This is a genomic window from Humibacter ginsenosidimutans, from assembly GCF_007859675.1.
Taxonomy (GTDB): domain Bacteria; phylum Actinomycetota; class Actinomycetes; order Actinomycetales; family Microbacteriaceae; genus Humibacter; species Humibacter ginsenosidimutans.
In genome coordinates this window covers 1,222,403-1,247,823 of record NZ_CP042305.1, presented here as the reverse complement: position 1 = coordinate 1,247,823, position 25,421 = coordinate 1,222,403, and the positions used below count along the sequence as shown (strand labels likewise).

19 protein-coding genes are annotated in these 25,421 nt (G+C 70.6%); 10 read left to right on the top strand and 9 right to left on the bottom strand.

Going from position 1 to position 25,421, the window contains the following annotated elements:
* The first annotated feature begins 105 nt into the window (after positions 1-105).
* The 3 genes from FPZ11_RS05965 to FPZ11_RS05955 all read left to right on the top strand — a co-directional run bounded on the left by FPZ11_RS05965 (position 106) and on the right by FPZ11_RS05955 (position 3,440).
* Entirely contained in the window at positions 106-444 is a 339-nt protein-coding gene (locus FPZ11_RS05965; RefSeq protein ID WP_146319195.1) for a sec-independent translocase, read from the top strand.
* Between the two features lie 112 nt (positions 445-556).
* Positions 557-1,924, top strand: a complete 1,368-nt coding sequence (locus FPZ11_RS05960) for an MFS transporter (protein ID WP_246846554.1) — start codon at positions 557-559, stop codon at positions 1,922-1,924.
* On the top strand, positions 1,914-3,440 hold the full coding sequence (locus tag FPZ11_RS05955; protein WP_146319193.1) for a pyridoxal phosphate-dependent decarboxylase family protein: 1,527 nt from the start codon (positions 1,914-1,916) through the stop codon (positions 3,438-3,440). Before FPZ11_RS05960 ends, FPZ11_RS05955 begins: the two co-directional genes overlap by 11 nt.
* A gap of 15 nt (positions 3,441-3,455) precedes the next feature.
* Here FPZ11_RS05955 and FPZ11_RS05950 read toward each other — a convergent pair whose 3' ends face one another.
* Genes FPZ11_RS05950 through FPZ11_RS05940 form a run of 3 tightly spaced genes read right to left on the bottom strand, consistent with a single transcriptional unit; the run spans position 3,456 to position 6,451 of the window.
* On the bottom strand, positions 3,456-4,610 hold the full coding sequence (locus tag FPZ11_RS05950; protein WP_246846553.1) for a P-loop NTPase: 1,155 nt from the start codon (positions 4,608-4,610) through the stop codon (positions 3,456-3,458).
* Entirely contained in the window at positions 4,603-5,148 is a 546-nt protein-coding gene (locus tag FPZ11_RS05945; protein WP_146319189.1) for a DUF1003 domain-containing protein, read from the bottom strand. The genes FPZ11_RS05950 and FPZ11_RS05945 overlap by 8 nt, the downstream gene beginning before the upstream one ends.
* Positions 5,135-6,451 carry a magnesium transporter MgtE N-terminal domain-containing protein gene (locus FPZ11_RS05940; RefSeq protein WP_146319187.1) on the bottom strand — a complete coding sequence of 439 codons (1,317 nt, stop codon included), beginning with the start codon at positions 6,449-6,451 and terminating at the stop codon, positions 5,135-5,137. The genes FPZ11_RS05945 and FPZ11_RS05940 overlap by 14 nt, the downstream gene beginning before the upstream one ends.
* A gap of 57 nt (positions 6,452-6,508) precedes the next feature.
* Here FPZ11_RS05940 and FPZ11_RS05935 point away from each other — a divergent pair, with 57 nt between their 5' ends.
* On the top strand, positions 6,509-7,243 hold the full coding sequence (locus FPZ11_RS05935; protein WP_246846552.1) for a YflT domain-containing protein: 735 nt from the start codon (positions 6,509-6,511) through the stop codon (positions 7,241-7,243).
* Positions 7,244-7,281: 38 nt separating this feature from the next.
* Here the strand turns inward: FPZ11_RS05935 and FPZ11_RS05930 are convergent, their stop codons facing one another.
* Positions 7,282-8,832: an aminopeptidase P family protein gene (locus FPZ11_RS05930; protein WP_146319185.1), complete on the bottom strand. Its 1,551-nt coding sequence runs from the start codon at positions 8,830-8,832 to the stop codon at positions 7,282-7,284.
* 127 nt (positions 8,833-8,959) lie between these two features.
* On the opposite strand from FPZ11_RS05930, the gene FPZ11_RS05925 reads away from it, so the two are divergent.
* Positions 8,960-9,850, top strand: coding sequence for a PHP domain-containing protein (locus tag FPZ11_RS05925; RefSeq protein ID WP_146319183.1), 891 nt, complete (start codon positions 8,960-8,962; stop codon positions 9,848-9,850).
* Between the two features lie 123 nt (positions 9,851-9,973).
* On the opposite strand, the gene FPZ11_RS05920 is transcribed toward FPZ11_RS05925, so the two are convergent.
* A complete protein-coding gene (locus FPZ11_RS05920; RefSeq protein WP_146319181.1) occupies positions 9,974-11,449 on the bottom strand; it encodes a DEAD/DEAH box helicase in 1,476 nt (491 codons plus the stop codon).
* Positions 11,450-12,033: 584 nt separating this feature from the next.
* Here FPZ11_RS05920 and FPZ11_RS05915 point away from each other — a divergent pair.
* Positions 12,034-12,750, top strand: coding sequence for a ferritin-like fold-containing protein (locus FPZ11_RS05915; RefSeq protein WP_146319179.1), 717 nt, complete (start codon positions 12,034-12,036; stop codon positions 12,748-12,750).
* Between the two features lie 85 nt (positions 12,751-12,835).
* Here the strand turns inward: FPZ11_RS05915 and FPZ11_RS05910 are convergent, their stop codons facing one another.
* From FPZ11_RS05910 to FPZ11_RS05900, 3 genes are all read right to left on the bottom strand, one after another.
* Positions 12,836-13,687 (bottom strand): tyrosine-protein phosphatase, encoded by an 852-nt coding sequence (locus FPZ11_RS05910; protein WP_146319177.1) that lies wholly within the window; start codon positions 13,685-13,687, stop codon positions 12,836-12,838.
* A 1-nt stretch (position 13,688) separates the two neighbouring features.
* Positions 13,689-14,000 carry a hypothetical protein gene (locus tag FPZ11_RS05905; RefSeq protein ID WP_146319175.1) on the bottom strand — a complete coding sequence of 104 codons (312 nt, stop codon included), beginning with the start codon at positions 13,998-14,000 and terminating at the stop codon, positions 13,689-13,691.
* 93 nt (positions 14,001-14,093) lie between these two features.
* Positions 14,094-14,318 carry a DUF3107 domain-containing protein gene (locus FPZ11_RS05900; protein WP_146319173.1) on the bottom strand — a complete coding sequence of 75 codons (225 nt, stop codon included), beginning with the start codon at positions 14,316-14,318 and terminating at the stop codon, positions 14,094-14,096.
* Positions 14,319-14,477: 159 nt separating this feature from the next.
* Here FPZ11_RS05900 and FPZ11_RS05895 point away from each other — a divergent pair, with 159 nt between their 5' ends.
* Together FPZ11_RS05895 and FPZ11_RS05890 are read left to right on the top strand one after the other, a co-directional pair.
* Positions 14,478-17,609 (top strand): ATP-dependent DNA helicase, encoded by a 3,132-nt coding sequence (locus FPZ11_RS05895; protein WP_168203746.1) that lies wholly within the window; start codon positions 14,478-14,480, stop codon positions 17,607-17,609.
* Positions 17,602-20,925 carry an ATP-dependent helicase gene (locus tag FPZ11_RS05890; RefSeq protein ID WP_146319169.1) on the top strand — a complete coding sequence of 1,108 codons (3,324 nt, stop codon included), beginning with the start codon at positions 17,602-17,604 and terminating at the stop codon, positions 20,923-20,925. Before FPZ11_RS05895 ends, FPZ11_RS05890 begins: the two co-directional genes overlap by 8 nt.
* Positions 20,926-21,052: 127 nt before the next feature.
* Here FPZ11_RS05890 and FPZ11_RS05885 read toward each other — a convergent pair whose 3' ends face one another.
* Entirely contained in the window at positions 21,053-22,135 is a 1,083-nt protein-coding gene (locus tag FPZ11_RS05885) for a phosphotransferase (RefSeq protein ID WP_146319167.1), read from the bottom strand.
* Positions 22,136-22,294: 159 nt separating this feature from the next.
* Between FPZ11_RS05885 and nudC the strand changes: the two genes are divergently transcribed.
* Positions 22,295-23,308 carry an NAD(+) diphosphatase gene (gene nudC / locus FPZ11_RS05880; RefSeq protein WP_146319165.1) on the top strand — a complete coding sequence of 338 codons (1,014 nt, stop codon included), beginning with the start codon at positions 22,295-22,297 and terminating at the stop codon, positions 23,306-23,308.
* Positions 23,305-25,056, top strand: a complete 1,752-nt coding sequence (locus tag FPZ11_RS05875) for an ATP-dependent helicase (RefSeq protein WP_246846551.1) — start codon at positions 23,305-23,307, stop codon at positions 25,054-25,056. Before nudC ends, FPZ11_RS05875 begins: the two co-directional genes overlap by 4 nt.
* The last annotated feature ends 365 nt before the right edge of the window (positions 25,057-25,421 follow it).

Here is a 25,421-nt window from a genome sequence, read left to right as displayed (position 1 = left end):
CGGCAGACGACGAAGACCCGAGCAGCGGGCCGAGGCGTCGAGACGGCGGGTAACGAGACACTCACGGCGCACGTTGTGCCAGGTTGCACGGGTTACTCTGTACGGGTGTTCGGTTTGACCATGGAGAAGCTGGTGATCATCGGTGTGATCGCCGTCTTTCTCATCGGCCCCAACCGGTTGCCGAAATTCGCGTCGCAGTTGGCCCAGTGGACACGCAATCTGCGCAACATGGCCACCAACGCCACCGAGAAGATGCGCGAGGAGCTCGGCCCCGAGTTCGACGACGTCGACTGGCGCAAGCTCGATCCCCGGCAGTACGATCCGCGCCGCATCATCCGCGACGCGCTGCTCGACGACGAGCCGGCGCCCACGCTGAGCAGACCCGCCAAGACGGGCAGACTCGACTCAGGCGATCTGCCGCCGTTCGATTCCGAGGCGACATAGGGCGCTTCGGCCTCAGCCCGTCCTCCGCTCCTCAGCGGAACGCTGTCGGGTCGGGATGCCCGGCCGCACCGCGCGTGTCCGTCGGCCGTCGCGCACACCGTAGGATTCTCGGGTGACCGCAACGCAGCGATCCGCGCCGATCCCGACGGCGCTCTCCCGACCCACCGTCGTTCGCTATGCCATCGGCTCGCTCGGCACGGGCGGGTTCTCCACCCTTCCCGGCCTGGTGCTCGTCTTCTATCTGACAGACACGCTCGGGGTCGCGGCGCTGGCCGCGGGCATCCTCGTCACGGCCGCCAAGGTGTGGGACGTGATCATCGATCCGCTGATCGGCGGTTTCAGCGACCGCGGGCTTGCGATGCACGGCTCGCGCCGCCGGCTCATGGTGCTGGGTGCGATCGGGCTTCCGCTGTTCTTCATCCTGACGTTCGCCGTGCCGGCGGGCACCTCGCCACTGGCCGCCGGCATGTGGGTGTTCGTGGCGTTCCTGCTGACGGCGACCGCGTTCAGCCTGTTCCAGGTGCCGTACATCGCGCTGCCCGCCGAACTCGCCTCCGATTACGACCAGCGCACCAGGCTGCTCACCTGGCGCGTCGTGGTGCTGACGCTCGCGATCCTGCTGTTCGGCGCCGGAGGTCCTGCCCTGCGCGACGCCTTTCCGCAGAACCCCTACCTCGGGTATCTGCTCATGGCGGTGGCGGCCGGCGTGGTGATCGGCATCGGCATGCTGATCTCGTCGTTCGTCGCACCGACGGGCGTGACGGGGATGCCGGAGCCTCCGCGCATCTCGCTCGCCGCCCACTACGCGCAGGGCTTCAGGGCGTTGCGCGGCAGCCAGCCGTTCCGCGCACTGCTGCTCGCGTTCCTGCTGCAGGCGATCGCCACCGGCGAGATGCTCGCCTCGGCGAACTACGTGGCCAAGCACGTGCTGCACTCGAACGACGCCGTCACGTTCCTGTTCGTGGCGCTGATCGGGCCCGCCCTGCTGGTGACGCCGCTGTGGGGCGTGCTCGCGCGACGCATCGGCAAGGAGCGCGGGTTTTTGGCGGCGAGCATCCTCTTCGGCGTCGCGGCGTTGTCGATGCTGATGCTGCTCTGGATGCCCGGCCCCTGGGTCTATCTGCCCGTCGCGTTGTGCGGCGTCGGCTATGCCGGCATGCAGTCGCTGCCGATGGCGATGCTGCCCGACGTGATCTCGCACGACGCCCGCACCCACGGACCCGGACGGGCGGGCATCTTCGGCGGCATGTGGACGGCGGGGGAGACGACGGGCATGGCGCTCGGCGCGACGGTGCTCTCGATCGTGCTCGCCGCGACCGGCTATCTGGCGAGCACGGGGACGCAGAACGTGACGCAGTCGCCGCTGGCGGTCTCGGGCATCGCGTTGAGCTTCAGCCTGGTGCCCGCCGTGCTCATCGCGATCAGCCTGGTGCCGCTCCTGCGGTACCGGCTGCGGAAGGAGGATGTCGATGCCGACTGACGGCACGGCACGGGCCCCGGAGGGCGCGAGACGCGAGGAGATTCTGGAGCGGCTGCGCGCGCTGAGGGCGGCGGATGCTCCCACGCACGGCGGACGCGTGCTCTCGTACGTGTACGACTCCGGGCGCGCGGAACTCGATCAGCTGGCCGCGGCGGCCGCCGCGCAGATGCAGGCGGTGAACGGGCTCGATCCCACCACCTTCACGTCCGTCGCTGTGCTGGAGCGCGAGGTCGTCGGCTTCGCGCGGGAGCTGCTCGGCGGCGACGACGAGGTTGTTGGTTCCGTCACCTCAGGCGGCACGGAGTCGTGCCTCCTCGCGGTGAAGACCGCGCGCGATCTGTGGCGCGCGGCGGGTGGTGTGGGGACCCCGCGCGTGGTGGCGCCCGTGACGGTGCACGCGGCGTTCCGCAAGGCGGCGAAGCTCTTCGGAGCGGCCTTCGACGGGGTGCCGGTATCGCCGGAGACGGGAACGGTCGGGGCATCCGCGATCGTCGAGCGGCTCGGAGACGACGTCGCGCTCGTCGTCGTCTCGGCGCCGTCGTACCCGTTCGCCGCGCTCGATCCGGTGGTCGAGGTGGCCGCCGCGTGCCGCGACGCCGGCATCGCGTGTCACGTGGATGCCTGCATCGGCGGGTGGATCCTGCCGTTCTGGGTGGACGACGACGGCGCGCCGCTGTCGTCGTGGAATCTCTCGGTGCCCGGCGTCACGAGTCTGTCCGCCGACCTGCACAAGTACGGCTACGCGCCGAAGGGTGTGAGCGTGCTGCTGCATCGCGGTCGCGACCGGCACCGTGCGCAGTATTTCGCGACGACGGACTGGCCCGGTTATCCCGTGGTGAACCCGACGCTGCTCGGGTCGAAGTCGGCGGGTGCGCTCGCCGCGGCCTGGGCGATCATCCAGGCGCTGGGCGCCGAGGGATTCGGCGAGCTGGCGGCGCAGTGCCTGCATGCGACGTGGGTGCTGCGCAACGTGATCGAAAGGATCGAAGGCCTCCGCGTGATGGGAGAGCCGGTGGGGCCGCTGCTGGCGGTGGCGGTCGACGAGTCGGTGCCGCCGGAGCGGCGGGTGGACCCGCACCACTGGGCCGACGCGGTGCGGGCATCCGGCTGGATTCTGCAGCAGCAGCCAGGGCTCGTGCAGAGCGACGGCGTGCGGCTGCCGCACACGACGCACCTCACGATCACCCCGGTGACGGAGTCGAAGCTCGGCGAACTGTCTCCCGTGCTCTCCGCCGCTGCCGACGCGGTGCGTGGCATCCCCGCGGTCTCGCCCGCCGATGTGCTGAACGCGCTGCCCGGCGGCGGAGCCGCGGTGCCGCAGGATGCCGCGGCACTCGATTCCGACTCCGCCGCGGCGCTGCTCGGCGGCCTCGGCCTGCTGGGCGGAGCGAACGGCGCGCTGCCCGAGCAGATGGCGCCGTTCCTGGCGCTCATCGAGGCGCTGCCGCATCCGGTCAGCGAGCGGCTGTTGACCGAGCTGCTCGCCCGCGTCGTCGAGCCGCGTCCCGCTCCCTGAGCGAGCGCAGGGAGCTCAGTTCAGCGTCGGGTTGAGCGAGCGGCCGGCGAGGCCGCGCGGGCGCGTGGCGAGACGGTCGGCGACGGCGCGGATGGCCGCGGCCGCAGGGTCGTCCGGCGCGCTCACGACGATGGGCTCGCCGACGTCACCGCCGGCGCGCAGGTCGACGCTGAGCGGCACGGATGCCAGCAGCGCCACCTCCTCGCCCGTCACCTCCGACAGCCGCGCGGCCGCCTCAGCGCCGCCGCCGGATCCGAAGAGCTCGAGCACGCTGCCGTCGGGCTGGGGGAGGCCCGCCATGTTCTCGATCACGCCGAAGACGTGCTGCCCGGTCTGCCTGGCGACAACGCCGCTGCGCACGGCGACGTCGGCCGCCGCCGGCTGCGGGGTCGTGACCACGAGCACATCGGCGTCGGGCAACAGCTGGCCGACCGAGATGGCCACGTCGCCTGTTCCGGGCGGCAGGTCGAGCAGCAGCACGTCGAGGTCGCCGAAGTAGACATCGGTGAGGAACTGGCCGATCGTGCGGTGCAGCATCGGCCCGCGCCAGGCGACGGCCGTCGAGGAGCCCTGGCCACGTGCCGGATCGAGGAACATGCCGATCGAGATCACCTTCACGCCGTGCGCGATCGGCGGCAGGATCATGTCGTCGACGCGGGTCGGCTGCTGGGTGACGCCGTCGTGCACGAGCCCGAGGATGCCAGGGATCGAGAAGCCGTACACGTCGGCGTCCACGAGCCCGACGCGCAGGCCGCGCTGGGCGAGCGCGACCGCGAGGTTCGCCGTGAGCGTCGACTTGCCGACGCCGCCCTTGCCGCTCGTGACCGCGTACACACGGGTCAGCGAGTCGGCCGTGAACGGGTTGCCGCGCCTGCGGGAACCGCGCAGGCGCTCGGTGAGCGCGCGGCGCTCGTCCGGCGTCATCACCGTCACGTCGAGATCGAGCGATGTCACGCCGGGAGCGGAGGCGACCGCCTTGCGCACGTCGCGTTCGATGGTGTCGGCGGCGGGGCATCCCACGATCGTGAGCTTGATGGAGACGGCGGCGCGGCCTTCGGCATCCACCGACACGGGGCCGACCATGCCGAGGTCGGTGATGGGCCTGCGGATCTCGGGGTCGAGCACGCGCGCCAGGCGGGAGAGGATGCCGTCGACGCTCGCCTCAGCCACGTGCCGTGCCCTCTGCCGCCTCCGACGTCGCCGCATCCGCCGTGCGGTCGCGCTCCAGCTCCTCGAGCAGCGAGCGCAGCTCGGCGCGGATGAAGTCCTTCGACGCCATGTCCTTCACCGCGAGCCGCAGCGCGACGACCTCGCGCGCCAGGTACTCCGTGTCGGCGAGGTTGCGCTCTGCGCGCTGCCTGTCCTGCTCGATCTGCACCCGGTCGCGGTCATCCTGCCGGTTCTGCGCCAACAGGATGAGGGGCGCCGCGTACGAGGCCTGCAGCGACAGGATGAGCGTGAGCAGCGTGAAGTTCGTGGCGGCCGGATCGAATTGCCACGCCCGTGGCATGGCGATGTTCCAGATCAGCCAGATCGTCACGAAGACGGTCATGCCGATCAGGAATCCGGACGTGCCCATCGCGCGTGCGAACGCTTCGGAGAATCGGCCGAAGGTGTCGCTCTCGTTCCTCGTGCCCAGCCGCAGCACGGGCGTTCGAAGGCCCTTCGGGGCATCCAGCCGTGTGACGGCCTTGTCAGCTCGTGCCATTGCTCACCCTCTTCACCGTGTTGCCTGCTGTCGTGCCGGTCGCGACCTGTTTGTCGTGCAGGTCGTCGTCTTCGTCGTGACTTCGCCAGTCGTCGGGCAACAGGTAGTCGAGGATGTCGTCAATGGTCACCACCCCGACGAGCCGGTAGCCGTCGTCCACCACGGGCACGGAGACGAGGTTGTAGCTGGCCAGGATGCGCGACACCTCGGCGGCCGACGTGTTCGCCGTCACGGGCTCGAGCGTCTGGTCGATGATCGTGCCGAGCCGCTCGTGCGGCGGGTAGCGCAGCATGCGCTGAAAGTGCACCATGCCGAGAAAGCGGCCGGTGGGCGGCTCGTACGGCGGCAGCGTGATGCACACGGCGGCGCCGAGGGCGGGTGCGAGCTCCTGCTTGCGGATGAGCGCCAGGCCCTCCGCCACCGTGGCATCCGCGGAGAGGATGACCGGCTCGGTGGTCATGAGACCGCCCGCCGTGTCGGGTGCGTAGCTGAGCAGCAGGCGCACGTCGTCGGCCTCGTCGGGCTCCATGAGCTCGAGCAGGTGCTCGCCGCGGTCACCCGGCAGCTGGGCGATGAGATCGGCGGCGTCGTCGGGCTCCATCTGATCGAGCACGTCGGCGGCGCGATCGTCGTCGAGCACCGCGAGGATGTCGACCTGGTCGCTCTCCGGCATCTCCTCGAGCACGTCGGCGAGCCGGTCGTCTGGCAGCTCGCCGGCGACCTCGAGCCTGCGCTGCTCCGGCAGGTCGAGCAGCGTGTTGGCGAGGTCGGCGGGCTTCAGCTCCGAATAGGCGGCGATGAGCTGTTCGGCCGACTGTGCCTGGCCCTTCGTGACCCGCTCCTGCACCTGGTTCCACGCGGCGAACGCCGTGGCGCCCTTGGCGAACGGCGAGGCACTCGTCTTCGGCCGGCGCACGAAGAGCTGGGAGACCGACCACTCGCCGGCGCCGGACTGCTCGATCGCGACATCCTCGATGGTGGCCGGACCCGACCCGTCGCGGAAGTCGACGGTGCGGCCGAGGATCTCGGCGATGACCCGCACCTCGCCGCCGCGCTGTTCGAAGCGGCGCACGTTGATGAGACCGGTGGTGAGGATCTGGCCGGCGCCGATGCTCGTGACGCGCCCGATGGAGACGAACACCCGGCGTTTGCCGGGAATCTCCACGACGAGGCCGACGACCCGCGGCGGGTCGTTGCGGCGGTAGACGACGAGCACGTCGCGTGCTTTGCCGACGCGGTCGCCCGCGGGATCGAAGACCGTGCATCCGGCCAGCCGCGCGACGAAGACCCGTGCTGCACTCACACCTCAACCTTAATGTGCCTAAGGGTGTGCCGGCGGGGTGCATGGGACAATGGCGGCATGAGCAGCCAGGGACCGCTGGGCGGTCGAGCGCGGCAGGCACTGCCGACTGTGCCCAAGGGAGAGACCGTCGCGACCTTCGAGACGTATCCGGAGGCGCAGGCCGCGGTCGACGTGCTCGTGCGCGCCGACTTCCCGCTCGCGCAGGTGTCCATCATCGGCAGCGACCTCAAGACCGTCGAACGGGTGACGGGCAAACTCACCTGGGGGCGCGCTGCGGCGGCGGGCGCGGCATCCGGTGTCTGGCTCGGAATCTTCTTCGGCCTGCTGCTCATGATCTTCAGCCCGGCCGCGAGCCTCGGCATCGTGCTGGCCGCGCTGTTGCTGGGTGCCGGGTTCGGGATGCTGTTCGGCGTCGTCTCGTACGCCATCACCCGTCGCCGCCGCGACTACACGTCGCTCACCCAGGTGCTCGCGACGAGCTACTCGATCATCGTGGATCCCGACCTCGCGAACCGCGCGCGCAATCTGCTGGACAACGCCGGTGCGGCATCGTTCGCCACCGGTGCACCTGGACGCGGCGACGGGCGATACGTACCGCCCGAGCATCCCTCCGACCCACCACGAGCGTGGGAGCCGCCTCGTCAGGGGCAGGGCTCCGAGAACCCCACGCATCCCGGCGACGACAACGGGTCGGGTGACGATCGTCCGTCCCGTGCCGGTGGGCCGTCTGAGCCGCCGCGTTACGGGGAGCGTGTCGACGATCCGCCGGCCGACGACGAGTCCTCTCGGTAGTCGGACCCTTCCGGATCTCCGCCTCGGCGGGCGGGCGGTCAGGCCTGCAGGCGGGCGATCCAGGCCTCGACGTCGTCGGCCGTGCGCGGGATGCCGACCGACAGGTTCTCGGCGCCGGTCTCGGTGACGAGGATGTCGTCTTCGATGCGCACGCCGATGCCGCGGAACTCCTCGGGCACGGTCAGGTCGTCGGGCTGGAAGTAGAGTCCCGGCTCGATCGTGAACGTCATGCCCGGCTCGACGATGCCGTCCATGTAGAAGTCGCGGCGGGCCTGCGCGCAATCGTGCACGTCGAGTCCGAGGTGGTGGCTCGTGCCGTGCACCATATAGCGGCGGTGCTGTCCCTGGTCGGCCTGCAGAGCCTCCTCGGCCGTGACGGGAAGCATCCCCCACTCGGCGACGCGACGGGCGATCACCTCCATGGCGGTGGCGTGCACCTCGCGGAAACGGATGCCGGGGCGCACGACGGCGAACGCGGCATCCGCCGCCTCGCGCACCGCCTCGTACACCAGCCGCTGTGTCGGCGTGAACCGGCCGCTCACCGGCAACGTGCGCGTGATGTCCGCAGTGAACAGGCTGTCGACCTCGACACCGGCGTCGATGAGCACCAGGTCGCCCTGGCGCACCGCTCCGTCGTTGCGGGTCCAGTGCAGAATGCACGCGTGCGGACCCGACGCGGCGATCGTGTCGTAGCCGACGGTGTTGCCCTCCAGGCGCGCTCGGGCGTTGAAGACGCCTTCGATGACGCGCTCGCCGCGGGTGTGCCTGCCGATCGTCGGCAGTTCGCGCACGATGTCATCGAAGCCCTTGGCCGTGGCGTCGATCGCGGCGCGCAGCTCGGCGACCTCCCAGGCATCCTTCGTCAGGCGCAGCTCCGACAGGTCGCGAGCCAGCGCCGCGTCGGCCGAGACGAGGTCGGGATCACCGTCGCCCTCGGCGGCGATGGCGGGCGCCGAGCGGCGGGAGTCGATATCGGCGGTGAGTGCGGCGTCCGCCTCCCGAAGAACAAGGGTGTCGGCGTCGACGAGGTCGAGCACCTCGCGCAGCTCCGAGATGTGCCTGGTGGGCAGCGCGAGATCCCCGGCGACCTGGGCGAGCGAGGGGCGTGGTCCGATCCAGAACTCGCCGATCTCGGGGTTGGCGTAGAACTCGTCGGAATCGCGACCGGCGCGCTCCCGGAAGTACAGCGTGGCCTCGTGGCCGTCGCCCGTCGGCTCGAGGACGAGCACGCTGCCGGGTTCCGCGTCGGATCCCCATCCGGTGAGCTGGCTGAAGGCGGAATGCGCACGGTAGGGGTAGTCCGTGTCGTTGGAGCGCTGCTTCGGGGCTCCCGCCGGCACGATGAGACGTTTGCCGGGGTGACGGCGCGAGATCTCGGCACGATGTGCAGCCGCCGTGGCGACCGCCGAACGCGGCGCGGGCACAGTCTCGTCGCGATCGGCCCAGCCGGAGCCGATGTAGGCGGCGAACGCCGATGACGCCGGCGTCGTCGACCGATTCTCCGTGGCGCGCGGCTTCGGGGCGTCTGTCACGCTCGCGGGCTGCTGGTCGGGCGTGGCTGAGGGCTGGCGGGTGGCGGTGTCGGACATGCCTCCATTGTCTCTCGAACGGCTGGGCGGTCGTCGGGTGGGGCGGCCGGAAGCGATGTCATCGAGCGTCGGACGGCGCGGCGCGCCGAGCGCGCTGCCGCAGCGAGCCACCGCAATACGATGGGGGATGGCCGCCGATCTTCGCGACTTCCGCGCTCCGATCGATCTGCACACGCATTCGAGCGTGTCCGACGGCACGCAGTCGCCGGACGAGCTGGTGCGCGCGGCGGCCGCGGCAGGACTCGGCACGGTGGCGCTGACCGACCACGACTCGACGGCGGGGTGGGCGGATGCCGGCACCGCGGCATCCGAGGTCGGCCTGACCTTCATTCCGGGCATGGAGCTCTCCACGCGGTACGGGTGGAAGAGCGTGCACATGCTCGCCTACCTCTTCGACCCGACGGACGAGCCGTTGGCGGCGGAGCTGAAGCGCATCAGGGATGCCCGTCTGAGCCGGGCGGAGACCATGGTCGCCCGGCTCGGCGTCGACTACGACCTCACGTGGGACGACGTGGCAGCGCACACGGCACCGGGTGCCACCGTGGGGCGCCCCCACATCGCCGATGCTCTGGTGGCGCGCGGCGTCGTGCCGGATCGCTCCGCCGCGTTCGCCACCCTGCTGCATCCTCGGGGCGGGTACTACGAGCCCATCTACGCGCCGACCCCGCTCGATGGCGTGCGGCTCATCCGCGGCGCGGGCGGCGTGCCGGTGCTGGCGCATCCGGCGACCAGGGGCCGCGACGGCATCATCCAGGATGTCTACCTGCAGCGCCTCATCGACTCCGGCCTCGCGGGCTTCGAGCTCGACCACCGCGAGAACACCGACGATGGCAAGGTCGCGCTGCGCGAGATCGCTCAGCGGAACGGGCTCGTTCTCACCGGGTCGAGCGACTACCACGGGGCGGGAAAGCCGAACCGGCTGGGGGAGAACACGACGTCGCCGGAGGCGCTGCGGCGCATCCTCGACGAGTCGTCGTATCTGGCGCGTGCGACCGAGGCGGGGCCGACGGCCGGCTGACGGGCTTCGGTGCCGCGCGCCTTGCGGCGCGAGCCGGTGTGCACTGGTTTCGAGTCGTGCGCATCGCGCACTCCTCGGCCCGCAGGAGGTGCGCTTCTCTCGTCCGGCCCCGACCGCGCGCGGTCAGCCTTGCGCGGCGGGCGCACTGCCTCCGGCTGCCGGCCTGCGGCGGCGCCTGCGGCGCGCCGGCGCGGCGTTGCCATCGTGGTGCTGGTGTCCCTGGCCGTCGTGCGTGCCTGTAGCAGCCTTCTCGGCGCCGGCGCCTGCACCCGTCGTCTCGGTCGACGCCGCGGCACCCGAGGCGCTGCGGGTGCGACGGCGGTTGCGCGACCTGCTCGAACCGGAAGAGGATGCCTCGCCCGACTTCTCACCGGACTCGTCGCGGGTGCGCGAGCGCTCCGACTTCACGGGCGGCGTCGGCTTGAGCCGGCCCTTCGCGCCCTCCGGGATGCCGAGGTCGCTGTAGAGGTGCGGTGACGACGAGTAGGTCTCTGTCGGCTCGGGCTGACCGAACTCGAGAGCGCGGTTGATGAGCGCCCACTTGTGCAGGTCGTCCCAGTCCACGAATGTGATGGCCGTGCCTTCCCTGCCGGCGCGGCCGGTGCGGCCGACGCGGTGCAGGTAGGCCTTCTCGTCTTCGGGAATGGTGTGGTTGATCACGTGCGTGACGTCGATGACGTCGATGCCGCGTGCGGCGACATCCGTGGCGATCAGCACGTCGCGCTTGCCTGCGCGGAACGCGTTCATCGCGCGCTCGCGCTGCTCCTGGCCGAGGTCGCCGTGCACGGCTGCGGCGTTGAATCCGCGGTCGTTCAGCTCCTCGACGAGCTTGGCGGCCGCGCGCTTGGTGCGGGTGAAGATCACGGTCTTGCCGCGGCCCTCCGCCTGCAGGATGCGTGCGATCACCTCGTCTTTGTCGAGTGCGTGCGCACGGTAGATGAGGTGCTTGATGTTCGTCTGCGTCAGACCCTCGTCGGGCTCGGACGCGCGGATGTGGATGGGCCGCGTCATGAAGCGGCGGGCGAGCGCCACGATCGGAGCGGGCATCGTCGCCGAGAAGAGCATGGTGTGGCGGGTGGCCGGCGTGAGTGAGAACAGACGCTCCACGTCGGGCAGGAAGCCGAGGTCGAGCATCCTGTCCGCCTCGTCGAGCACCATTTCTCGCACGTGCGAGAGGTCGAGGATGTGCTGACCCGCCAGGTCGAGCAGGCGGCCGGGCGTGCCGACCACGATCTGGGCGCCCGCCTTGAGCTGCTCGATCTGACCCTCGTACGACTTGCCGCCGTAGATGGACGCGACCGTGGTGGAGCGGCCGGAGGTGGCCAGTTCGAGGTCTTCGGCCACCTGGATGGCGAGCTCGCGCGTGGGGGCGACGATGAGCGCCTGTACGCCGGGCGCCGGGTCGAGTCCGAGGCGCTGGATGACCGGAAGGCCGAAGCCGAAGGTCTTGCCGGTTCCCGTCTTGGCCTGGCCGATGATGTCTTGCCCGGTGAGCGCGAGCGGGATGGTCTGATGCTGGATGGGGAACGGTTCGGTGATGCCCTTGGCGGCGAGTGCCTGCACCATGTCGGCATCGATGTTCAGATCGGAGAACGTCACGTTGTTTTTCTGCCTGTCGAAGAAAGTGAGCGGATCGAGGCTGATCCGTGGGCTGCGCCCGACACGTCTTCTCGGGGCGCTGCAGCCGTCGATCCTGCGCCGACGGCCAACCCAGTCTACTGGCGATTGAGGGTTGCTGACGTGAGCTTGCTCACGTCAGCAACCCGATTGAGCCAGTCGAGCGCGTCAGCGCGACCACTGGCGATTGAGTTGACGGACGGGTGAGCTTGCTCACGTCAGCAACCCGATTGAGCCAGTCGAGCGCGTCAGCGCGACTACTGGCGATTGAGTTGACGGAGGGGTGAGCTTGCTCACGTCAGCAACCCGATTGAGCCAGTCGAGCGCGTCAGCGCGACCACTGGTGATTGAGTGCGCGGGCGGGTGAGCTTGCTCACGTCGCCAGCTCCATTGAGCCCGTCGAGCGCCCCGTGCTCCCTGGCGCAAACCGTCGCCATCTCATCGCGGATGGGGCGCTCTGCGCCAGGAATTCGGGGACGAAACGCGGGCAGAAGGAGTCCGGAGCGGCAGGCGGGCAGCGGGGATGAGCGAGGGTGCCGCATCCGCCGACCTCTAGACTTGCTCGGGTGGCATCCTGGTTCTCTCGCCGCGCGGCACCGGTCGACGCGCCCAAGCTCAAACCGCGCAGGGAGCACGCCACCGCGTTGCGGGTGGATCTGCACGACATAGCACCCGACCTGCTGCCCTATCTCGGGCAGGTCGCCTATCTGCAGCTGCAGGCATTCGAGTCGCTGTCTCGCGTCGTGCAGCTGGTGCCGGCTCTGGCCAGCAAGGAGGCCGTGGCGTTCGCCGCGGGCGCCGCGCTGAGCAAGCATCAGGCGATCGCGGCCGAGATCCGCAGGCATGACGCGGAGCCCGCCGTCGTGATGGAGCCGTTCGCCACGGCGATCGACGGATTCCAGGCGGTGACGACGGGCCGTGACTGGCAGGAGACTCTGCTCGCGGTCTATGTGACCAACGGGCTGCTCAGCGACTTCTTCATGCGTCTCGCCCAGGGCCTGCCCGGTGACGTGGGCACCCGGGCCGCGAGCCTGTTGGGCACGGAGACCGGCACCGAACGGATCGCGGAGATCCTCGCCGCCGAGATCGCCGCCGACCGCACTCTCGGCTCGCGCCTCGCGATGTGGGGGCGCAGGCTCGTCGGCGACACACTGCTGGTCGCCCGCTCCGCGCTGCGGCTGTCGGGCAACGAGCGCAATGACGAGGAGCGCATCGACCCGGTGTTCACCGAGGTGATCGGGGCGCACACCCGTCGGATGGATGCTCTCGGCCTCACCGCCTGAGCGTCTGTCCGATCACGCGGCGCGGGCGGCACCGGAGCGGACACGTTTCGCCGCGTGCGGCCGCGCATTCACTCGAGCACGATGCTCAGTCGAGGAAGATCTCGCGCAGTCGCTGTTGCACGTCGGGGCCCAGCCCGAGTCCGTCGGTGAAGTAGCCCTCGATCGTGCCGTACGACGAGCGCGCCTCGGCGATCGCAGACTGGAGGTACTCCGCCTTGACGCCCATCATGGCCTTGAGTCGTTCGGGGTCGCCGCCGTGGGCGGCGAACACGCGCAGCAACTGCTCCTGCTTGCCCTCCAGGTACGGGTTGCTCAGCAGATAGTCCTCGATCACCGTCGGCTCGTCGACGCCGAGCAGCAGAAGCAGCGCCGCCGTCGCCCAGCCGGTGCGATCCTTGCCGGTCGTGCAGTGGTACAGCGCGGGCAGGGATGCCTCGTCGGCCAGCGCGCCGAACAGCGCCCGGTACGAGGCACGCGCGCTCGGCAACGACACGAGCTCGCGGTAGATGCGGTCGAACACGGCGTCGACGTCGGTGGTCGCCAGCACCTGCACGGCCTGCTCGGGGCTGGCAGCCAGTTCGGCGAGCTTCGCGGGCGAGGATCCCGGAGAGTCGGCCATCACGTCGAGATCGACGGCGACGGCGCCTTCCGGCAGCCGGTCGGGTGCCGATGTCCGCTCGGAGGCGGTGCGCAGGTCGACGACCGTGCGGATGCCGCGCTCGCGCAGCGAGCGCAGGTCGGCGTCGCTGGCCGCATCGAGGGCGGTCGAGCGGTAGACGAGGCCGCGGCGCACCCGCCGGCCGTCGGCGGTGACGTAGCCGCCGACATCCCTCAGGTTCGGGATTCCGTTGGTCGCCAGCTCGGCGCCCGGGGCGGCATCCTCCGCCTGGGCCGCGTTTCCCGACCCGCCGTCGAGCGTCTCGTCGTGCGGTGTCATCTCAGGCGCCGGTCGCGCTCACCCCGGTGCGGGTGAGCCGGTGGAGCCGCTGCTCGTCGGAGCGGGTGCGCAGACCGCCGAGGAGAAGGTCGACACCCACGCTGACGATGGCCGTGACGATCAGGGTGATCCACCAGATCCACCCGCCGTCCCACTTCATGCCGACCCAGGTGAGGATCACCCACACCGCGGCGGCGACACCGGCACCGAGCGCGGGGATCAGCACCGCGCCGTGCGAATGGCGGTAGGGAAGCGTGTAGCGCGCGATCAAGCCGATGATCGCGCCGCCCAGCGTGATGAACAGAAGCTCCATTGCCGTGACCTTCGTGTGCGCGGATGCCGATCAAGGCTCCCGCGATGGCGTGCGAGAACCGGTCGCCAGAAGGGCGAACGGCCTGCCGAAAGGTTACGCGACGAAGCCGACCCGACGCGATTCCTCGCTGCCGACCTGCACGTACGCGATGCCCGCCGTGGGAACGATGAAGAGGCTCCCGTGCTCGTCGCGCAGCTCGAGCGTGAGCGCCTTGCCGGCGAGCGAGGCATTCACGGCTGCCTCGACCTCGGAGGCGGGCTGGTTCGACTCGAAGCTCAGTTCACGAGGGGCGTTGACGATGCCGATGCGTACTTCCACTGGGATGCCTTCCGTTGCGGTGATGCCGTGCGTCAGTCACACTACGGCAGCCGCGCGAGCGCGTTCGGGGAGTTCACTGACGGCAGAACGCGGCCCGGATCTCGGCCGCTGCGGGCGGTCGTCGAAGGGGTGTCGGAGGCCGCGCATAGGGTGAACGTCGTGAGCCAGCCCGAACCCGAACTCGACGCCTCTCAGCGTGCGGTGCTGGCCGTCGACGACGGAACGTCCGCGCTCGTCATCGGTGCGCCTGGAACGGGCAAGACGACCACGCTGGTCGAGCTGCTCGCCGATCGCGTGCACCGGCTCGGCTACGCACCGGAGTCGGTGCTGGCACTCACATTCGACCGGTCAAGTGCCACGCGGCTGCGGGATCGCCTCGGCCTGCGCATCGGCGAGGCGGTGAACGGGCCGCTCGCGCGCACGGTGTCGTCGCTCGCGTTCGACGTGGTGGCACAGGCATCCATCGCAGCGGGTTCCGAGCCTCCGACCCTGCTCACCGGTGCCGAGCAGGATGCCGACGTCGCTGCTCTGCTGGCGGGGCACATCGAAGACGATGCGGGGCCACGCTGGCCTGAGCATCTCGGCGAGCAGGTTCGTGCGCTGAGGTCGTTCCGCACCGAGCTGCGCGAGCTCATGATGCGGGCGACGGAGCACGAGTTGTCGCCGGAGCGCATCAGGCAGCTCGGCCGACAGCACGAGCGGCAGGAATGGGTGGCGGCCGCCGACTTTCTCGACGACTATCTCGCTGTCGTGTCGTCCGCCCGGCCCGATCAGCTCGACTCCGCCGAGCTCGTGCGGTTCGCCGTGGCGTCGCTGTCGCGCGGCGACGTCAGCGACGCGGTCGAGCGGCTGCGCCTCGTCGTCGTCGACGACGTGCAGGAGGCGACGGAGCTCGGGCTCGCGCTGCTGAGCGCGCTGCGCGACCGCGGTGTCGCCGTCATCGGCTTCGGCGATCCGGATGCCGCCACCGCCGTCTTCCGCGGGGGCTCGGCCGACGCGGTCGCCCGTTTCGGCGCAGGGATGCTCGTGCACACCCTGCGCGTCGCGCACCGCCAGCCGCCCGCGCTGCGCGAGCTCACCCGCAAGGTCACGGAGAAGATCGGCACGGCGGGTGTCGTGGGGCACCGCGGTGCGCTGCCCGCCCGTTCCGGAGATGACGGGCTCGAGCCACTGCTCACGATCGAGGCGCCGACTCAGGCGAGAGAGTGGGCGGCCGTCGCCAGGGTGCTGCGCGAACGACACCTGATGAGCGACGTGCCGTGGTCGAAGATGGCCGTCGTGGTGCGCTCCGGCGCTCTGATCGACGGCGTCGCACGAGGGCTTGCCACCGCGGAGGTTCCGGTGCGCACGACGACGGCCACCGTCGCGTTGCGCGACGACCCTGCCGCGCGCGCCCTGCTCGGCATCGTCGACCACGGCATCGGGCGCTCCGCGCTCGACATCGATGCGGTGACCGACATGCTGCTCGGCCCGTTCGGCGGGCTCGACCGGCTCGCACTGCGCCGGCTGCGCGTCGCGCTGCGCACCGAGGAGGTGGCGGCCGGCGGCGACCGGGCGGCCGATGTGCTGCTCCTCGAGGCCATCGGGCAGCCGGGGCGTCTGGCGACGATCGACCACCGCATCGCGCGCGACGCCGACCGGCTGGCGCGCATCCTCGACGCCGTGCGCACGGCATCCGTCGCGGGTGCCGCGGCGGAGGAGTTGCTGTGGACCGTGTGGGAGCGGTCGGGAGCCGCGGTGCAGTGGCGGCAGGCGGCTGCGGGGTCGGGGGTGGCGGCATCCGAGGCGAATCGCAACCTCGATGGCGTCGTCGCTCTGTTCACGGCGGCGAAGCGATTCGGCGAGCGGGAACCCGACTCGCCGCCTTCGGTCTTTCTCGCGCGCATGCTCGACGCGGATGTTCCCGAAGACACTCTCGCGCCCTCCCGCTCGGTCGAATCGGTGCTCATCGCGACGCCGTCGGGCGTGGTGGGACGGGAATTCGAGGTGGTGGTCGTCGCAGGGTTGCAAGACGGAGTCTGGCCCGACCTGCGCGTGCGTGGCACGCTGCTCGGCACGGAGCTTCTGATGCGCGCGGCTGACGGCGAGACCGATGCCGTCATCGACGCCCGCAAGCAGGTCGCCGCCGACGAGCTGCGCATGTTCGCCGTCGCCGTCTCGCGGGCATCGAGGCAGGTCGTTCTCGCCGCAGCATCCGATGACGATCAGTCGCCGAGCGTGCTCTTCGGGCTCGCTCCGCACGGCACACCCGCCGTGGATGCCGGTGCACCGCCCCTCACGCTGCGGGGCCTCACCGGCAGGTTGCGGCGCGAACTCACGCGAGACGATGCGGCGGCGAGGCTCGAGGGCGCCGAAGCAGGGGCGATGGCGACCGGAGAGAGTGCAGCGGCCCGTCGCCGTCGTGCGGAGGCGGCGTCCGCTCTTGCCGAACTCGCTGCCGTCGGCGTGCCGGGCGCCGACCCGGGGCAGTGGCACGGCCTCGTCGAGCCGTCGAGTGCTGCACCCCTCTACGACGACGAGGAATCGGTGCCGGTGTCGCCGTCGCGCATCGAGGCGATCGAGGAGTCGCCGTTGGACTGGTTCCTCGACGACATCGCGGGCTCGACGACCAGCACCTCGATGGGCATCGGCACCATCGTGCACTGGGCCATGGAGACCGCCGTCGATCCGGCGGTCGACGCGCTCTTCGCCGCGGTGGAGTCGCGGTGGAACGAGCTCGTCTTCGAGTCGCCGTGGATCGCGGCCCGCGAGAAGCGCGCGGTCCGCAGACTCGTGCAGGGCGTGTCGGAGTACCTCGCCGATTCGCAGCGCACCGGCATCCGGGTGGTGGCCGCCGAGACGGGGTTCCGGCTCGAGGTCGGCAGAGCCCAGGTGCACGGCAAGATCGACCGCGTCGAGGCCGACCGCGGAGGCGGCATCACGATCGTGGATCTCAAGACCGGAGCTCCCGTCACCAACCAGGCCACGCTCACGGCCATGCCGCAGCTCGGCGTGTACCAGCTGGCGTACGAGTCCGGCCAGCTCGGAGAGCTGTGTGCGCCCTTCGCCCCGCACCACTCGGCGGGAGCGAAGCTGTTGTTCGTGCGCGAGGGGGTGCGCGGCAAGCTCTACCGCGAGGGAACGCAGGCCGCGCTCGACGAGGAGGGGCTCGACGGCTTCCGCCAGCGCATCGAGCAGGCCGCAAGGGCGATCGCGGTGGCCGAGTTCGAGGGCAAGGCGCAGCTCGACGAGTATCGCGGTGACGTGGCCGTGCGCAGGCTGCACCGGGTGAGGGCGGTCTGCAGTGACTGAGTTCGTGAGCGCAGACGCCATCGCCGACGCACTGGGCACCTACCGGCCGACCGACCAGCAGCGGGCCGTGATCGAGTCCCCGCTCGCGCCCGCCCTCGTGGTGGCGGGTGCAGGCAGCGGCAAGACCGAGACCATGGCTTTCCGGGTGCTGTGGCTGCTCGCGAATCGACTCGTGGAGCCCGGTCGAGTTCTCGGACTCACGTTCACGCGCAAGGCGGCGGGGGAGCTGCGCGAGCGCATCCGCGACCGGGTCGCCAGGCTGGCGGCGGCGGGCGTCATCGATGCGCCGGACGAGTTCGACCCGCCGCAGGTGGCCACCTACAACTCCTTCGCGAACACCATCTACCGGGAGAACGCGCTGCTGCTCGGGCGCGAGAGCGACGGTGCTGTGCTGGGCGAGGCATCCGCGTGGCAACTCGCCCGCAGCATCGTCGTGCACAGCGACGATCCGCGGCTGAACGACGTCGACAAGTCGGTCGACCAGGTGACGCGCGCTGTGCTCGAGCTGGCGCACTCCCTCGGCGAGAACACGGCAGAGGCACAGGATGTCGCGGCCATGGCACGCGCGTTCGGCGCGATTCGCGAGCTGCCGATCGGTTCGAGCCGGGGCGAATACAAAGACGTCGTCGAGCTCGTCGAGACCGTCGGGCACCTTCCGTTGCTGATCGACCTCGCCGCCGAGTTCGATCGCGAGAAGCTGCGCCGCGGGCTCGTCGAGTACTCGGATCAGGTGGCCTTCGCGCTGCAGATCGTGCGGCGGTCCGACCAGGTTGCGAGTGGCATCCGGGAGCGCCACTCCGTTGTGCTGCTCGACGAGTACCAGGACACGTCGGTGGTGCAGACCAGGCTGCTGTCCGGCCTCTTCGCGGGGATGCCCGTCATGGCGGTCGGTGACCCGCACCAGTCGATCTACGGCTGGCGCGGTGCCAGCACGTCGAACCTCGACCAGTTCGCGGTGGTGTTCGGTGCACGCGCCGGCTCTCCGGCCGCGACGGAGGCGACCGACGCCGAGTCGGTCGTGCACCGTTACGGCCTCTCCACCAGTTGGCGCAACGGCACGCGGATTCTGGATGCCGCCAACAGCATCGTGAAACCGCTCACCGCCCGCTCCCGGGTCGCCGTCGACGCGTTGAGGCCGTCGCCGGCCGCGTCGGAGCGCGGGGTGCAGACCGTCTTCGCCGAGACGCTGCCCGACGAAGCCGATGCCGCGGCGAGCTGGCTGAGCGACAGGCTGGCGGAGCCGGTGCTCGACGAGAAGGGACGTCCCGTTCTCGACGAGCAGGGACGTCGCGTCGTGCCGAGCGCGGCGATGCTCTTCAGGTCGCGCGCGACGCAGAGCGAGTTCACCGCGGCGCTGCGCGGGCGCGGCATTCCGTATCACGTGCTGGGCGTCGGCGGCCTGCTCGCCGAGCCGGAGATCGCCGACCTGGTGTGCGCACTGCGGGTGGTCGATGACCCCACGGCTGGATCGGAACTCGTGCGACTCCTGGCCGGGTCTCGCTGGCGCGTCGGTGTGCGCGACCTGCGCGGGCTGAAAGACGCGGCGCGCTGGCTGGCCGAGCACGACTATCGGCAGCAGCGGCTCGACGGAGAGGTGCGCGCGGCCATCAGGGCCAGCGTGATCGACAGCGAACAGGCATCCATCGTCGACGCGCTCGACTCGTTGGTGCACGCTCCCGACGGCCACCGCATGCTGGCCGGCATCGGCGAGGTCGGACTGGCGAGGATGCGCGATGCCGGCCGCCTCTTCGCTCGCCTCCGCGCCCGCAGCGGCCTCGACCTGCTCGACTTCGTCACCCTCGTGGAGCACGAGCTCGGCCTCGACATCGAGCTGGCCGCCAACGAGACACGGGCAGCAGGGCGCGGCGCCATGGATGCCTTCTTCGACGCCCTCGCCGATTACCTTGCGGTGAGCGAATCGGCGGGCCTGCCCGGCTTCCTCGGCTGGCTGCGCGAGGCGGAGCGCAGGGACTCGCTGGCGCCGCGATCGGAGAGGCCCGAGCCGGGCTGCGTGCAGATCCTCACGGTGCACGGCTCGAAAGGCCTCGAGTGGGATCACGTCGTCGTGCCGCGTCTTGTCGAAGACGAGCTGCCGTCCAAGCCCAATGAGGGCACGGGCGCGTGGCTCGGATTCGGGCGATTGCCATGGGAGTTCCGAGGCGACGCCGACGAGCTGCCGTCCTTCGAGTGGCGCGAGGCGACGAGCCGCAAGGAGGTCAAGGAGGCCCGCGACGCGTTCAAAGAGCAGGTCGGCGCGCACTACGAGAGAGAAGAGCGGCGGCTCGCTTATGTCGCCGTGACGCGCGCGCGGCATGGACTGCTGTTGACGGGGTCGTTCTGGGCGTCGCAGACGAAGCCTCGCGTTCCGAGCAGGTACCTCGCAGAGCTGTCCGACGCGGGGATCGTGCCCGAGCTGCCGGAGGCATCCGAGTTCGAGGAGAATCCGCTCGGAGGCGACGAAGTGCCGATCAGCTGGCCGCTGGATCCGCTCGGCGGACGTCGGGCACGGGTCGAACGTGCCGCCGAACTCGTGCATTCGGCGGAGCCGGGGGAGCCCGGCCGGTGGAGCGACGATGTCCGACTGCTGCTGGCCGAGCGGGAGAGGATGCTGGCGGCTTCCACCGACATCGCGGTGCCCACCAGAGTCCCCGCCTCCCGCTTCAAGGACTACGTCGACGATCCGACCGAGGTGGCCGCCGAGCTGCGGCGGCCGATGCCGGAACGTCCCTACCGTGCCACCCGCCTCGGCACGCTGTTCCACGCGTGGGTCGAGCGGCGTGCGGGAGTGGCGGGCGGCACGGAGGTCATCGACGCGTTGGCCGACGAGCTCGACGCCGACGCCGGCGGGGCGCACGATCTCCACGAGGCGGGCGCTGCCGTGTCACCGTCGGAGGCCGAACGGGTGGAGCGTGAGCGGCTGGGCGCGCTCCAACGCACCTTCGAGCACTCGCCGTGGGCCGACCGCAGGCCGGTCGAGGTCGAGCGGGAGATCCACCTGCCCTTCGACGGGCACCTCGTCATCTGCAAGATCGATGCGGTGTATCAGAACGGCTCACGGTACGAGATCGTCGATTGGAAGACCGGCAAGCCGCCGAAAGACGACGCCGACCTGGCGAGCAAGCAGCTGCAGCTCGCCCTGTACCGGCTGGCGTTCTCGCGATGGCGCGGTGTCGAGGCGCAGAACGTGGAAGCCGCGTTCTACTACGTCGCCGACGACCTGATCGTGCGCCCGACCGAGCTGCTCGACGAAGACGAGCTGCTTCGGCTCTGGCGAGAGCGCACGCGCGCCGACGGCAGCGGGTTCGTCGCCGCGTAGCAGCGCCCCATTCCGTGAGTTGAGGAGCACCGCGCAGCGGCGCGTCTCGAAACCGCTCGCGAACACGTCCGGGTTTCGAGACGCGCGCCTTGCGGCGTGCTCTTCAACCCACGGGGACAGCGACGCGTCAGTCGTCGTCGCGGTCGAACTCGTCGTCGACCGGCGGGCGGTCCTCGGTGACGGGAAGCAGGCCCTGAGCGGCGTCGCCCGACTCGCGGTCGAGGGGTGTGGCGTCCAGCAGCGCCTGCACCTCGGTCACCGCCATGATGGGGCCGGTGCGGGGCGCGAGCGGGTCCACCTCGTCGTCGTGCACCCGCTCGACGAGGCTGTCGAGCATGGAGACCGCGTCGTCGATGATCAGCTGGTCGTGCAGCTCGCGTCCGTGCATGAGCCAGCGCGCGAGCTCCAGCTCCGCGTACAGAGTGCCCCGGAACAGCAGGTTGGGGTCGGAGGCCGCTCCGCGCGCAAGAGAGTACGCCTCGATGGCGCTCTCCGCGGCATCCGCGTTCATGCCGAGCACCCAGTGCAGGTCGCGCGCCGGGTCGCCGACGCGCAACGCCGACCAGCCGACGAGTCCGACGACGGTCTCTTCGCGCACGATGAAGGAGTCGATGGAGAGGGCGCCGTTGATGACCGCGGGCTGGAACCGCCACAGTTCCTCATCGTCGACGGCCTCGTTCCATCTGGTTGCGAGCGCTGCAGGCACGAGACCCGTCGCGGTCGCGCTCGTGATCAGTGACTTCGCCGACTTCAGGCATTCCGCCGCCGACATCGTCGGCAGGCCGGCTTCGGCGACGAACGACGCCGGAAGCGAGTGGATCGCCGCGATCGCGCGCCCGATCGAGGCGGCGAGACCGTCGCCGGGCTGCACGTTCTCGAGCGCGACCTTGTCTCCTGGCACGAACGTGTACACCACCGCGCGGGTGCCGCCGATCGGCGTCTGGCCCACGTATTCGGGCACATCGAACGGCAGTCTGGCTCGCACACCCGCGGTGAGCGAACGCAGTGCGACGAGGTCGGCGCTCTGCTCGGTCTCGGCCTCCTGCGACGCGGGAACCCGGATGATGAGCTCCGTTCCGTCCCTGCTCATGAGCAACGCCGACTCGAAGTCGCCGTGCAGGTCGTAGCTGAAACTCCGGGTGCCTGCGATGTCCAGGTCGGGCACGGCCGACGTGGCCAGCGCGGCTAGAGTGAGGTGGGATCTGGCCATACCGTCCAGGGTAGGCGTGAGGCGGTCGCTGGCCCGTTCGCCACGCGCTCGGCGAGCGATGCCCCTGGCCCGGCATCGGGTCGTGCTCCGCTCCGACGCGGTGCACGGCATGCCCTGCGGCCGGATCGCGCGTCGTCTGCACCGTGAGGAGTGAACTGCATGCCCCGACCGCTCGGCGATCTTCCGCTGGCACGCTCTGCCGTGGACCGCGACGGCGCGCACCGTGCCAGAGCCGACCTGTTCGACGAACTGCTCGCCGAGGATGCGACGCGGGTGCTCCCGCTCTGGAACGGTCGCGTGCTGGTGCGGGACGTTCCGGCCGGTGCCGACTCGGCGTCACCGTCGACCAGGCTCACGCTGTTCCGCACCGACGAGGTGACCTCCGCGCTCACCAGGGTCTATCTCGGGCGCACGCTGACGGCATCCGACGACGAACCGGCCGGAACCCCGGTCATCCTCGCGGTGCTGACCGATGCCGCTGCCGGCGAACTGCAGCCGGACGAGCAGCGCTGGCGCGGCCTGCGCGAGCTCGCCACGACCCTCGGCGACCGCGATGCCGGGCTCGTGACCGAGTCGGTCGCGATCGCCAACTGGCACGCGTCCCACACGCACTGCCCGCGCTGCGGCACGCCGACCGTGGTCGAGCAGGGCGGCTGGATGCGGCGCTGCTTCGTCGACAACAACGAGATCTTCCCGCGCACCGATCCGGCCGTGATCGTGCGCGTGCTCGACGATCAGAACCGCATCCTGCTCGGCTCGAACGCCCTGTGGGAGAACAACCGCTGGTCGCTTCTCGCGGGGTTCGTCGAGGCAGGGGAGTCGTTCGAGGCCGCCGCGGCGCGCGAGGTGGCGGAGGAATCGGGAGTGGTCGTCGTCGATCCGGTGTACCTGGGATCGCAGCCGTGGCCGTTCCCGGCATCCATCATGATCGGCATGGAGGCCAGGGCCGTTCCCGGCAGCACGCAGTTGCAGCCGGACGGCGAGGAGATACTCGCGCTGCGCTGGTTCAGCCGCGACGACATCTGGGCCGAGCGCGACGACATCCTGCTGCCCGGCGGGTCGTCGATCGCGCACGAGATCGTCCGCGACTGGTACGGCGGACCACTCGACGAGCCGCCGCCGGCGGCCGGCACGCAGGCATCCGCGGGCGAGCCGCGAACGGATGCCGTGTGACGCCGACCGCGCAGGATCTGCTCGACGGACTCGACGACGCGCAACGGGTGGTCGCGGAGACGCTGCTCGGCCCGATGTGCGTGCTCGCGGGTGCGGGAACGGGCAAGACCAGGGCGATCACGCACCGGATCGCCTACGGCGTCGCCACCGGGGTCTACGCGCCGAACCGGGTGATGGCGCTCACCTTCACGGCGCGCGCGGCGTCCGAGCTCCGCACGCGACTCCGCGTGCTCGGTGCGACAGGCGTGGCCGCCCGCACGTTCCACGCCTCCGCCCTGAACCAGCTGAACTACTTCTGGCCGATCGTCGTCGGCGGCGGGTTGCCCGGCGTGCTCGACGGCAAGGGCAGGGTGCTCGCCCAGGCGGCAGAGCGCATCCGGCTGCGCATCGACACCGCATCGCTGCGCGACGTCGCGGCCGAGATCGAGTGGCGCAAGGTCAGCGAGCTCAGCATCGACGACTACGAGAGGATGCTCACCCCCGGTCCAGACGGTGCGCCCCGCAGAACGCCGCCCGGCTCCCTCAAGCCCGAGCAGGTCGTCGACCTGCATCGCGCCTACGAGGCGTTGAAAGACGATCGCAGGCAGCTCGACTTCGAGGACGTCCTGCTCGCGTGCGCCGGGATGATCGAGGCGGAGCCGTCCGTGGCGATGCACGTGCGCGAGCAGTATCGCTTCTTCGTGGTCGACGAGTATCAGGACGTCTCCCCGCTGCAGCAGCGCCTGCTCGACCTGTGGCTCGGCGACCGCTCGGACCTCTGCGTGGTCGGCGACGCGAGCCAGACCATCTATTCGTTCGCCGGGGCATCCAGCCGCTATCTGCTCGAGTTCGCGCGGCATTACCCGGATGCCGGGGTGGTGCGCCTGGAGCAGAACTATCGCTCGTCGGCGCCGATCGTCGAGACCGCGAACCGGCTCATGCGAGACCGACCGGGGGCGCTGACGCTGCACGCACTGCCGAGCACCCCCGAGCCGGCCGACGACCCTCGCCCGCTCCCCGACCCCGCCCTCACCGGCTACCGCACCGACGCCGAGGAGGCTGCTGCGGTCGCCGACCAACTGGCCGAATGCATCCGGGACGGCGCCAAAGCCCAGGACCTCGCCGTGCTCTACCGCGTGAACGCCCAGGCCGCTCCGCTGGAGGCCGCGCTGAACGCGGCGGGCGTCGCGTACCAGGTGCGCGGCGGTCGACGATTCTTCGATCTGCCCGAGGTGCGGCAGGCCGTGATGACGCTGCGGGCGGCCTCGCTCGCCGCGACGGATGAGCCGCTGTTCCAGTCTGTCAGCGACGTGCTGCGCTCGCTGGGCTGGACGCTCGAGGCGCCGCAGACCTCCGGCAGTGTGCGGGAGCGTTGGGAATCGCTGAACGCGATCATGGGCCTCGTCGACGACGCCCCCCACGGCACCACCTTCAGACAGTTCACCGACGATCTGCTCGCCAGACAGGCGGCCCAGCACGAGCCCGCCGTCGCCGCCGTCACCCTCTGCACACTGCATGCCGCCAAAGGCCTGGAGTGGGACGACGTGCACATCGTGGGTCTCGGCGACGGCCTGGTGCCGATCGGCTACGCGCGCACGGCCGAGGCGGTCGATGAAGAACGTCGGCTGCTCTACGTGGGGATCACGCGTGCGAGGCGTCGGCTGAGCCTGAGCTGGGCCGCGCACGCCGCCGGCCCACGAGAGCCGTCACGTTTTCTGGCAGAGCTCGGCATCCGCACGCCGCATGAACAGAGTGCGATCGCCGACTGATCGTGCCGTCGGCGTGCACGCGGATGCTCGCGCTCGAGTGCACGGGCTCGCCCGACCGCAGGCGGGCATCCACCAGGCGCGCCGCCATCGCGGCAACCTGTGCGGAGAGCAGCGACGGTTCGGGATGCCGTTCCCGACTCACGAGCTGCGCGGCGATCGCGGGCCACGCGGGATCGGCATCGGTGCGGTGCAATGACAGGCAGCGCAGGCAGGGGCCGTCGGCGTCGACGAACGGACCGAGCTCCGCGCCGTCGTCGCCGAAGACCACGGGCAGGTGCGGCACGTCGCGGCGCAGCCACGGTCCATGACGCCAGGGCGGGATGACGTACGAGCCCACGATCACGGCGGCCGCGGCCTCGACGCCG

Bases quoted from the DNA above. Each gene is read 5' to 3' on its own strand.
- nudC (WP_146319165.1), top strand. From the start codon at position 22,295: ATGCCCCGACCGCTCGGCGATCTTCCGCTGGCACGCTCTGCCGTGGAC.
- FPZ11_RS05945 (WP_146319189.1), bottom strand. From the start codon at position 5,148: ATGGCACGAGCTGACAAGGCCGTCACACGGCTGGATGCCCCGAAGGGC.
- FPZ11_RS05885 (WP_146319167.1), bottom strand. From the start codon at position 22,135: ATGGCCAGATCCCACCTCACTCTAGCCGCGCTGGCCACGTCGGCCGTG.
- FPZ11_RS05910 (WP_146319177.1), bottom strand. From the start codon at position 13,687: ATGACACCGCACGACGAGACGCTCGACGGCGGGTCGGGAAACGCGGCC.
- FPZ11_RS05925 (WP_146319183.1), top strand. From the start codon at position 8,960: ATGGCCGCCGATCTTCGCGACTTCCGCGCTCCGATCGATCTGCACACG.
- FPZ11_RS05935 (WP_246846552.1), top strand. From the start codon at position 6,509: ATGAGCAGCCAGGGACCGCTGGGCGGTCGAGCGCGGCAGGCACTGCCG.
- FPZ11_RS05930 (WP_146319185.1), bottom strand. From the start codon at position 8,832: ATGTCCGACACCGCCACCCGCCAGCCCTCAGCCACGCCCGACCAGCAG.
- FPZ11_RS05955 (WP_146319193.1), top strand. From the start codon at position 1,914: ATGCCGACTGACGGCACGGCACGGGCCCCGGAGGGCGCGAGACGCGAG.
- FPZ11_RS05905 (WP_146319175.1), bottom strand. From the start codon at position 14,000: ATGGAGCTTCTGTTCATCACGCTGGGCGGCGCGATCATCGGCTTGATC.